Here is an 11,377-nt window from a genome sequence, read left to right as displayed (position 1 = left end):
TTATAATATAGTCCAAATATAATATAAAAAAAACCAATTATCAAAATTGGCCTATATTATATTTTCGTTTGGTATAAAATCCCCAATCATTCCTCTCATCAGGAATTGCGTAAGGGATGGAAGTGGCATCCCACGCTTTTTAGCGTGGATACAACGTACAGCCCGACCCGGAGTTTTTACGAAGGGATACGCCCAAAAAATAATTACTCATAAAAACAGTATAATCGACTCTATTTAATTGTCATTTTTTTATATTTAGTGCTTTTTAACAAAAAAATATTTTAATATATTATGCATGCATAGTATTTTTTATTATATTTGAAATCGATATAGTTACTTATGAAAGATAAAACGATAGATTATATTTTACGTGCCACCTGGCAAGCAGTGGCCAGAATGTATAATGAAGAAGCTTCGAAATACGATGCGAGCATGGCTACTGGGTTCGCTTTATTAAGTATTGATAAGGATGGTGGGACGCCATCGACCTCATTAGGTCCAAAAATGGGAATGGAAGCTACCAGCCTGACCAGAACCCTTAAATCTATGGAGGAAAAAGGCTTGATTATTCGCAAGAAAAATCCAGTGGATGGCCGTGGAGTATTGATTTACCTCACGGATTTTGGTAAAGAAAAAAGGGAATTGTCAAAAAATACGGTGTTGAAATTTAATGAAACGGTAAAAAAAACGATCTCGGAAGAGAAGCTGCAGCACTTTATTGAAGTTGCAGAAGCCATCAATGAATTAATTCAAGAGAAAAATATATTTACGCACACGAGCGCCAGCGAACTGGCGGAACAAACTGAAAAAACAGCGAATGACACCGCCAAAATTGAAATCCTTCAATAAAAATAGCGCTGTCATTTTCTAATGAAAATCAAATATTATTTATATGAAACGCACAATTAAAAAAGTTGCAGTGATTGGATCCGGAATTATGGGTTCAGGAATTGCTTGTCATTTTGCTAACATTGGAGTTGAAGTCCTGTTATTAGATATTGTTCCAAGAGAACTTACCGAAGCGGAAGCTAAAAAAGGACTGACTTTAGAAAGCAAAATCGTTAGAAACCGATTGGTAAATGAGCATTTGGCCAATTCCCTGAAATCGAAACCCTCTCCTATTTACAATCCAAAATTTGCCAGCAGAATTACTACTGGAAATACCACAGATGACATGGCGAAAATCGCTACTGTGGATTGGATTATTGAAGTTGTTGTAGAACGGTTAGACATCAAGAAAATGGTTTTTGAACAAATTGAAAAATTCAGAAAACCGGGAACTCTAGTAACTTCAAACACATCTGGAATTCCAATTCACTTTATGAGTGAAGGACGAAGCGACGATTTCCAAAAGCATTTCTGCGGGACACACTTTTTTAACCCTGCGCGTTATTTGAAATTATTCGAAATTATTCCTGGCCCGCACACAGCATCGGAAGTTTTGGATTTTCTTACGGATTATGGATCCAAATTCTTGGGTAAAACTTCGGTCGTGGCCAAAGATACTCCAGCGTTTATTGGAAACCGGATCGGGATTTATGGGATTCAAAGTTTGTTTCATTTAGTTAAAGAAATGGGATTGACGATTGAAGAAGTGGATAAATTGACCGGTCCAGTTATTGGAAGACCAAAGTCAGCTACTTTCAGAACTGTTGACGTAGTTGGATTGGATACTTTGGTGCACGTTGCCAACGGAATCTACGAAAATTGTCCGAATGACGAGCAACACGATTTGTTTAAATTGCCGGATTTTGTCAACAAAATGATGGAGAACAAATGGTTGGGAAGCAAAACTGGTCAAGGTTTTTATAAAAAAGTAGACAAGGATATTTTATCATTGGATTTAGATACTTTAGAATATCGTCCGGCTAAAAGAGCGTCTTTCGCCACTTTAGAACTGACAAAAACGATTGATAAACCTATTGACCGTTTTAAAGTTTTGGTAAAAGGAAAAGATAAAGCAGGCGAATTTTACCGTAAAAGTTTTGCGGGAATGTTTGCTTACGTTTCCAACAGAATTCCTGAAATTTCAGATGAATTATACAAGATTGACGATGCCATGAAAGCCGGTTTTGGATGGGAAAATGGTCCTTTCGAAATTTGGGACGCCATTGGTGTTGCCAAAGGAATCGAAATGATGAAAGCGGAAGGCCTTGAGCCAGCTGCTTGGGTAACTGATATGCTTGCTAATGGAACTAAAAGTTTCTATTCCATAAAAGAAGGTGCTACTTATTTTTATGATATTCCAACAAAATCTGCAACTAAGGTTCCTGGTCAGGATGCCTTTATTATCCTGAACAACATACGCGAAAGCAAAAAAGTGTGGAGCAATAGCGGCGCCATTATTCAAGATTTAGGAGATGGAATTTTGAACTTAGAATTCCAGTCTAAAATGAATACGATTGGTGGCGATGTTTTACAGGCGATCAACAAAGCGATTGACTTATCTGAAAAAGAATATCAAGGATTGGTTATTGGAAATCAGGCAGCGAATTTCTCTGTGGGTGCTAACATAGGAATGATTTTCATGATGGCCGTCGAGCAAGAATACGACGAGCTGAATATGGCCATCAAAATGTTCCAAGACACAATGATGCGCGTGCGCTACTCCGGAATTCCAGTTGTGGTTGCGCCACACGGAATGACTTTTGGCGGTGGTTGCGAAATGAGCTTACACGCTGATAAAGTTGTTGCTGCAGCCGAAACGTATATGGGATTAGTTGAATTTGGCGTTGGAGTTATTCCTGGCGGTGGCGGATCTAAAGAGATGGCATTGCGTGCTGCAGATTTATTCCATAAAAATGATGTGGAGTTGAACGTATTGCAAGAATATTTCTTGACGATCGCTATGGCAAAAGTATCTACTTCAGGTTACGAAGCTTTTGATACCGGACTTTTACAACACGGAAAAGATATCATCGTTGTGAATAAAGACCGTCAGATTGCTGAAGCAAAGAAACACGCTTTATTAATGGCAGAAGCAGGTTACACACAACCAATTCGCAGAAGCGACGTAAAAGTTCTTGGAAAACAAGCTTTGGGAATGTTCTTAGTAGGAACAGACCAAATGGAAGCCGGAAAATACATCTCAGAACACGACAAGAAAATCGCTAACAAACTGGCTTATGTTATGGCTGGTGGAGATTTATCAGAACCAACTTTAGTAACCGAACAATATTTATTGGATCTGGAACGTGAAGCATTCTTATCTCTTTGTACAGAAAGAAAAACATTAGAAAGAATCCAGTTTATGTTAACCAAAGGGAAACCGTTACGCAATTAGAAATTTGAGTATTAAGATTTGAGTATTAAGTATCAAGAGTCAGTAATTAAAGTAAAACAATTATGCACCGATTTGAAAAATTAAAAATCTGGCAAAAAGCAATGGACATTACTGAAAATGTTTACCGTGCCTGCATTACTCTACCTCAAGAAGAAAAATTCAATCTTACAAGTCAAATGAAAAGATGTTCTGTTTCAATACCTTCAAATATTGCTGAAGGATCTGGAAGAAATTCTAAAAATGAATTTGCACATTTTTTAGGAATTGCAAATGGTTCAACTTTTGAATTGATCACTCAATTAATGATTTCTAAACGTCTTGGATTAATAGATGAAGAAATAATTACACCAATAATAAATGAATTAGTCGAAGTGAGTAATATGAATTTCGCACTTCAAAAAACACTGAGAAACCAATAATTATAAAGAAAAAGAAATAAGAAAATAGAATTAAGTATTAAACCAAAAAGTCTTAAACTAATTCCAAAATCTTAATACTTAATACTTAAAATCTTAATACATTTTTGCAATGAAAACAGCCTATATAGTAAAAGCATACAGAACAGCCGTGGGGAAAGCCCCAAAAGGCGTGTTTAGATTTAAACGTCCTGATGAATTGGCAGCAGAAACCATTCAGTTTATGATGAATGAGTTGCCTGATTTTGATAAAAAACGTATCGATGACGTGATGGTAGGAAATGCCATGCCAGAAGCAGAACAAGGACTAAACGTGGGACGATTAATTTCCTTAATGGGATTGAAAATTGAAGATGTACCAGGTGTAACCGTAAACCGTTATTGCGCGTCAGGATTAGAAACAATTGGTATGGCTACAGCCAAAATTCAATCGGGAATGGCAGATTGTATCATTGCAGGTGGTGCCGAGAGCATGAGTTTTATTCCAATGGGAGGGTACAAACCAACACCGGATTATGCTGTTGCAAAAGCGGGGAACGAAGATTACTATTGGGGAATGGGGCTAACTGCAGAAGCTGTTGCCAAACAATTCAATGTGTCTCGTGCGGACCAAGATGAGTTTGCTTACAACTCACACCTGAAAGCTCTTAAAGCACAAGCCGAAGGCAAATTTGACAAACAAATTGTTCCTATTAGGGTAGAACAAACATTTATCAATGAAAATGGTAAAAAAGAAACCAAATCCTATATCGTAAATAAAGATGAAGGCCCGAGAGCTGGAACTTCAGTAGAAGCTTTGGCAGGACTGAGACCGGTTTTTGAAGCAAACGGAAGCGTTACCGCAGGAAACTCCTCTCAAATGAGTGATGGAGCAGCTTTTGTTTTAATCATGAGCGAAGAAATGGTTAAGGAATTGAACCTTACTCCTATCGCTCGTTTGGTGAACTTCGCCTCGGCAGGAGTCGAACCAAGAATCATGGGAATTGGACCGGTAAAAGCGATTCCAAAAGCATTGAAACAAGCCGGATTAACATTAAATGATGTTGATTTAATTGAGTTAAACGAAGCTTTTGCCTCACAATCGTTAGCCGTTATTCGTGAATTAGGATTGAATCCTGATATCGTAAACGTCAACGGTGGGGCAATTGCAATGGGACATCCACTAGGCTGTACCGGAGCAAAACTGTCTGTTCAACTCTTCGACGAAATGAAAAAAAGAGGCAACAAATACGGAATTGTGAGTATGTGTGTGGGAACTGGACAAGGAACTGCTGGGGTTTACGAACTTTTGTAGTCAAAGATTTCCATCCGTTTGTCATTCCGACAAAGAAGGAATCTTTACTATTAATGCAGAATTAGCTACTGAGATTCCTCCTTGTTTGGAATGACAATATTGACAATTCAATTTATAAATAAAATTCATCATTTAAAATAACAAGAAATGGCAGATACAATTGAAAAAAACGTAACCCGTGGCGGTCAGTTTTTAGTTAAACAAACAAAGTGCGAAGATATCTTTACACCTGAAGATTTTTCAGAAGAGCAATTAATGATGCGTGACTCTGTAAAAGAATTTGTAGATAAAGAATTGTGGGCACACAAAGATCGTTTTGAGAAAAAGGATTATGCGTATACACAAGAAACTATGAAAAAAGCTGGGGACTTAGGCCTTTTAGGAGTTGCTGTACCTGAAGCTTATGGTGGATTAGGAATGGGATTTGTATCAACAATGTTGGTTTGTGATTATATTTCGGGAGCAACAGGTTCTTTCTCGACTGCTTTTGGAGCACATACTGGAATTGGAACGATGCCAATCACTTTGTACGGAACAGAAGAACAAAAACAAAAATACGTACCTAAATTAGCTTCTGGCGAATGGTTTGGCGCGTATTGTTTGACAGAACCAGGCGCAGGATCTGATGCTAATTCTGGTAAAACAAAAGCCGTTTTATCAGAAGATGGAACACATTACAAAATCACAGGACAAAAAATGTGGATTTCGAATGCCGGATTTTGTTCTTTGTTTATCGTTTTTGCCCGTATTGGCGATGACAAAAACATCACCGGTTTTATCCTTGAAAACACTCCAGATAACGGAATTTCAATGGGTGAAGAAGAGCATAAATTAGGGATTCGTGCATCTTCTACACGTCAGGTTTTCTTCAGCGAAACAAAAGTTCCTGTAGAAAACATGTTGTCCGAAAGAGGAAACGGTTTCAAAATCGCCATGAACGCTTTGAACGTAGGTCGCATCAAATTAGCAGCTGCTTGTTTGGATGCACAGCGCAGAGTTATTTCAGGTTCAGTGAAATATGCTAATGAAAGAATCCAGTTCAATACTGCGATTTCTCAGTTTGGTGCTATCCGTGCAAAATTAGCAGAAATGGCTACAAGTTGTTACGCTGGAGAAAGCGCTTCTTACCGTGCTGCTAAAGATATTGAAGATAGAATCTCCGCTCGTGAAGCGGAAGGAATTTCACATCAAGAAGCAGAATTGAAAGGCGTTGAAGAATATGCTATTGAATGTTCTATCCTAAAAGTAGCGGTTTCTGAAGATGTACAAAACTGTGCTGATGAAGGAATTCAAATCTTTGGTGGAATGGGATTCTCTGAGGACACTCCGATGGAAAGTGCATGGAGAGATGCTAGAATTGCCCGTATTTACGAAGGAACTAACGAAATCAACAGAATGCTTTCAGTAGGGATGTTGATTAAAAAAGCGATGAAAGGTCATGTAGATTTATTAGGTCCTGCTTCAAAAGTACAAGAAGAATTAATGGGAATTCCATCTTTTGAAACTCCTGATTATTCTGAATTGTTTGCTGAGGAAAAAGAAATGATTGGCAAATTGAAAAAAGCATTCTTAATGGTTGCTGGTGGAGCGGTTCAAAAATATGGTCCAGATTTAGATGCACACCAACAATTATTGATGGCTGCTTCAGATATTTTGATCGAAATCTATATGGCTGAAAGTACAATCCTTAGAACGGAGAAATTAGCCAAAAAAGAAGGAGAAACTAAAGTACAAGAACAAATCGCAATGGCCAAATTATACTTGTATAAAGCCGTAGATATTGTTACTCAAAAAGGAAAAGAAAGTGTTATTTCCTTTGCTGAAGGCGATGAACAACGTATGATGTTGATGGGATTACGTCGTTTTACTAAATATACAAATATGCCAAATGTTGTAGGATTAAGAGAAACAATAACGGTTAAATTAGTAGCTGAAAACGAATATTGTTTTTAATTACAAAGATCTTTTTATTGCTTTAATTGAAACAAAAACCACTCGCAGCTGCGGGTGGTTTTTTGCTTTTATACCAATAAGATCTAAAGAGAGATACAAACTACTTCATTTTTATTGCCTATATTTATCCACAATCACCCTTTAACTTCTTTTTAATGTATAAAAAAACAAGCTTATTTCTACTCGTATTTTCTTTTATTTCTAACATCTATGGACAGGAAAAGCCGAAATGGGATGTCGCAAAACCTGGAAAAGAATTCAATTACAAGACCCATAAATTTACCACATCCGAAGGAACTTGGATGAACCTCGATGTGAGTCCAGACGGGAAAACTATCGTTTTTGATCTCTTGGGAGATATTTACCAGATGCCTATAACAGGCGGAACAGCAAAAATACTTCGTTCCGGTATTCCTTTTGAAGTACAACCCAGATTCAGCCCTGACGGAAAACACATATCGTTCACTAGCGATGCTGGTGGTGGCGATAATATTTGGATCATGAAAGCTGATGGAAGTGATTCAAAGCAAGTTACTAAAGAAGATTTTCAACTACTGAACAATGCGACTTGGATGCCCAACGGCAATTATCTGGTCGCAAGAAAACACTTTACATCAAGCCGTTCTCTTGGCGCTGGTGAAATGTGGCAATACCACATTAGCGGTGGTAGTGGCGTACAATTGACCAAACGAAAAAACGACCAGCAAGATGTTAACGAACCTGTAATTTCTCCTGATGGCAAATACATGTATTACAGTGAAGACGTTTCTCCCGGTGGTTATTTCAAATACAATAAAGATCCTAACAGTGAAATCTATGCCATCAATCGCTATGATTTTGAAACGGGCAAAATAGAAAAAATTACCGGTGGACCAGGAGGCGCCGCTCGACCACAAATTTCAAGAGATGGTAAACTGTTAGCGTATGTAAAACGAGTGCGTACCGCAACGGTTTTGTATGTTCATAATTTAGAAACAGGTGAAGAAGGTCCCGTTTATGATAAACTTAACAAAGATCAACAAACCGCTTGGGCATTGTTTGGCGTGTATCCTAATTTCAATTGGATGCCCAACAATGAAGACATTATAATTTGGACCGGAGGTAAAATTCAAAAAATAAATACAAAAACAAATCAGATAACAGAGATTCCTTTCACAGCCGAAGTTGCCATTGACATTGCAGATCGTGTTCATTCTGAGACTCCAATAACTGACACTGACTTTACAGTAAAAATGATCCGTGATGCTGTAACCGCTCCCGATGGAAAAACAGTAGTCTTTAGAGCTTTAGGATATTTATGGACTAAAAGCTTGCCTAATGGAAGTCCAAAACGATTGACTACAGATACTGATTTTGAAGCAGAACCTACTTTTACCGCTAATGGAAAAGAAATAATTTATGTTAGTTGGAACGATACTAATTTAGGAGCCATCAAAAAATTTAATTTAGAAAGTAAAAAATCTGTTAAATTAACCTCTGAAAAAGGAATTTACAGAACACCAAGTCTCTCTCCTGACCAAAAAACAATTGTCTACGTCAAGGAAGGCGGGAATATGGATCAAGGTTTTGCTTTTTCAAAAAAACCAGGGATTTACACCATGAATGTTACAGGTGACAAATCAAAATTTATTACCTCAAAAGGAGAATATCCTGTATTTACTAAAGAAGGAAATCGTATTTTCTTCCAAACTGGGGGTGTGTTTTTTGGGGATTTAACCAAAGAACTCAAGAGTGTTGATCTTAACGGAAAAGAAGAACGCACCCATATTAAATCCAAATATGCCAACCGATTGGTACCCAGTCCAGACAATCAGTGGATCGCTTTCACCCATTTACACAAAGCTTATGTGGCTCCATTAAACATCAACGGCCAAGAAGTAGATTTGGACGAAAAAACTAAGAATGTCCCTGTGTCAGAATTGTCAAAAGAGGCTGGAATTAATTTACATTGGTCACCCAATAGTAAAAACGTGATGTGGATGTTAGGCAATACTTATTTTTCGAATGCCGTAAAAAACAGATTTACTTTTTTACCGGATTCACCTGAAAAAGTTGAAAAACCATCTGATATAGGTATTAAAATAGATTTAAAATCAAAAGTTGATAAACCAAAAGGCAGAATTGCCCTAACGAATGCTCGTATCATCACTATGGACGGCGACAAAGTGATTGAAAACGGTAGTATAATAATCAATGAAAATCGTATTGAAGCCATTGGTAATGCAAGTGACATTCGTATTCCTGAAACGGCTATGGTTTATGACCTGACTGGTAAAACTATTATGCCCGGAATGGTAGATGCTCATGCCCATGTAGGTGCTTTTCGTTATGGATTAACCACACAACAAAATTGGCCTTTCTATGCAAATTTAGCCTTTGGAGTAACGACATCGCATGATCCGTCTTCTAACACGGAATCTATTTTTACCCTTTCGGAAATGGTAAAAAGTGGTGCCATTGTAGGACCCCGAATATATTCAACCGGATTTATTTTGTACGGTGCTGAAGGAGACTTTAAAGCAATTGTCAATACTATTGATGACGCGCGTTTTGCAGTAAAACGGACCAAAGTTTTTGGAGCACTTTCTGTAAAAAGCTATAATCAACCAAGACGTGACCAACGTCAACAAGTATTGCAAGCGGCCAGAGAAGAAGAAATTAATGTGGTACCAGAAGGCGGCTCGACCTTTTTTACTAACATGACCATGGTGATTGACGGTCATACCGGAGTGGAGCATAATATACCGGTGGCACCCGTTTATAAAGATGTACTCGAACTTTGGGGTACCAGTAAAGTAGGATATACTCCTACCCTAATTGTAAATTATGGCGGATTGAATGCCGAATATTATTGGTATCAAAAAACGAATGTTTGGGAAAACAAAAAACTACTCCAATTCACCCCAAGGGCCGTAATTGATTCCCGCTCGAGATACCGCATGATGGCTCCTGATGAAGAGTATGAAAACGATCATATTTTGACATCTAAAACCGTAAAAACGCTTGCTGACAATGGCGTAAAAGTCAATATGGGAGCACACGGACAGTTGCAAGGAATGGGAGCACACTGGGAATTATGGAGTATACAGCAAGGTGGAATGAGCAATTTAGAAAGTTTGAAAACAGCCACTATTAATGCAGCTAATTATATCGGAGCCGGAAAAGACATTGGTTCTTTAGAAACCGGAAAATTAGCTGACATTTTAGTTTTGGATAAAAACCCATTAGAAAACATCCAAAACTCCAACACGTTATTGTATACCATCGCAAATGGCCGAATGTACGAATCCGAAACAATGAATGAAATAGGTAACGAACCTAAAAAAAGACAAAATTTTTATTGGGAAAACAACGCATACAATGCTAATTTCCCATTGCATGAGGAGTCCAATAGCTTTATGCATCAACAATGTTGTAGTTCTGGCTTTAGCCACAACTAAGAATTAATTTTAAACTAAAAAAACCATTCGCTAAACGAATGGTTTTTTTGTTTAAATTCAACTTGTTAAAAAAATACCTGGTTCGGTTTTTTTTAAATCTTGTCAATTCCCTTTAAAATGTGACGTATTAGTACTACTTAACGATCCATAAAGGCATTTCTAAATCTTGATTAAAAAGCTCTTCGGTAACGCTTCCTACCAGTAAAGAAGAGAATGTATTTCTACCTTTGTCCCCAACAATAATAAGATCAACCTTCGAGGCTTCCGCTTTAGAACGTAGTTTTTCTGCAACCCCACTACCTTTTCCAGGAATAATTTCAGTGGTTAAGTCCCCTTTGTATCCAACCTTTCTTATGAATTTATCGAATTTTTCTTTTAGATGATTCTCTATTTTTATATTCAGATGTTCTTTTGGAATATACGGCGAAAATTGTACAGGTATATTATAAACATGCACTGCTTTTACTGTAGTTTTCAAAGTTTTCTGCAAATTTTCAGCCACTTTAAAAACTTTGTTGGAAGCACTAGAAAAATCTGTTCCCGCCCAAATATTGGTAATAAGCGGTTTCGCATTTTTAGGGATAGACAAAATATTGCATTTAAGCATACGTAATAATTTCCCACTAACGACTCCAGTTCCTTTGATCTTGTTTTTATTTCCAATTAAAGCCAACTGAATCTCATATTTATTAACAATATAATTGATTAGAGATTCCGAATAAGGATCTTCTGAAATAAGTACTTCCCAATCTGTTGACGAGGTGAATTTTTCCTCAACCTTTTCATTTAACTCATTACCAATTATTTCATCAAGATTAATATCTTTTAACTGTTCTTCAAATAATTCAGAGATTTCATGCTTTTTGATATTATGAACAAAATACACTTTTTTAACCTTAAGAGTTTCTGCAATAAAAGAGGCATATTCAATTAAAGTACTGTCAATATCAGAGAGGTCTAAGGCGACCAAGATGTTTTTTATTTCAGTCAT

General features: G+C 37.2%; 7 protein-coding genes. 6 read left to right on the top strand and 1 reads right to left on the bottom strand.

Going from position 1 to position 11,377, the window contains the following annotated elements:
- Positions 1-339: 339 nt before the first annotated feature.
- The 6 genes from EKM02_RS12500 to EKM02_RS12475 all read left to right on the top strand — a co-directional run bounded on the left by EKM02_RS12500 (position 340) and on the right by EKM02_RS12475 (position 10,386).
- A complete protein-coding gene (locus EKM02_RS12500; protein ID WP_233590911.1) occupies positions 340-849 on the top strand; it encodes a MarR family winged helix-turn-helix transcriptional regulator in 510 nt (169 codons plus the stop codon).
- Positions 850-892: 43 nt separating this feature from the next.
- Positions 893-3,283, top strand: a complete 2,391-nt coding sequence (locus EKM02_RS12495) for a 3-hydroxyacyl-CoA dehydrogenase/enoyl-CoA hydratase family protein (RefSeq protein ID WP_126455655.1) — start codon at positions 893-895, stop codon at positions 3,281-3,283.
- A 62-nt stretch (positions 3,284-3,345) separates the two neighbouring features.
- Complete coding sequence (locus EKM02_RS12490) at positions 3,346-3,702, top strand: four helix bundle protein (RefSeq protein ID WP_126455653.1); 357 nt, start codon at positions 3,346-3,348, stop codon at positions 3,700-3,702.
- Positions 3,703-3,811: 109 nt separating this feature from the next.
- A complete protein-coding gene (locus EKM02_RS12485) occupies positions 3,812-4,993 on the top strand; it encodes an acetyl-CoA C-acyltransferase (RefSeq protein WP_126455651.1) in 1,182 nt (393 codons plus the stop codon).
- A gap of 147 nt (positions 4,994-5,140) precedes the next feature.
- Positions 5,141-6,946, top strand: a complete 1,806-nt coding sequence (locus EKM02_RS12480; RefSeq protein WP_126455649.1) for an acyl-CoA dehydrogenase family protein — start codon at positions 5,141-5,143, stop codon at positions 6,944-6,946.
- A 155-nt stretch (positions 6,947-7,101) separates the two neighbouring features.
- Entirely contained in the window at positions 7,102-10,386 is a 3,285-nt protein-coding gene (locus tag EKM02_RS12475) for an amidohydrolase family protein (RefSeq protein ID WP_126455647.1), read from the top strand.
- A 133-nt stretch (positions 10,387-10,519) separates the two neighbouring features.
- Here the strand turns inward: EKM02_RS12475 and EKM02_RS12470 are convergent, their stop codons facing one another.
- Positions 10,520-11,377 carry a universal stress protein gene (locus EKM02_RS12470; protein ID WP_126455645.1) on the bottom strand — a complete coding sequence of 286 codons (858 nt, stop codon included), beginning with the start codon at positions 11,375-11,377 and terminating at the stop codon, positions 10,520-10,522.

This window comes from Flavobacterium sp. RSP49 (assembly GCF_003968735.1).
GTDB lineage: Bacteria > Bacteroidota > Bacteroidia > Flavobacteriales > Flavobacteriaceae > Flavobacterium.
The sequence above is the reverse complement of the archived record's forward strand: the minus strand, read 5'-3'. Positions and strand labels throughout refer to the sequence as shown.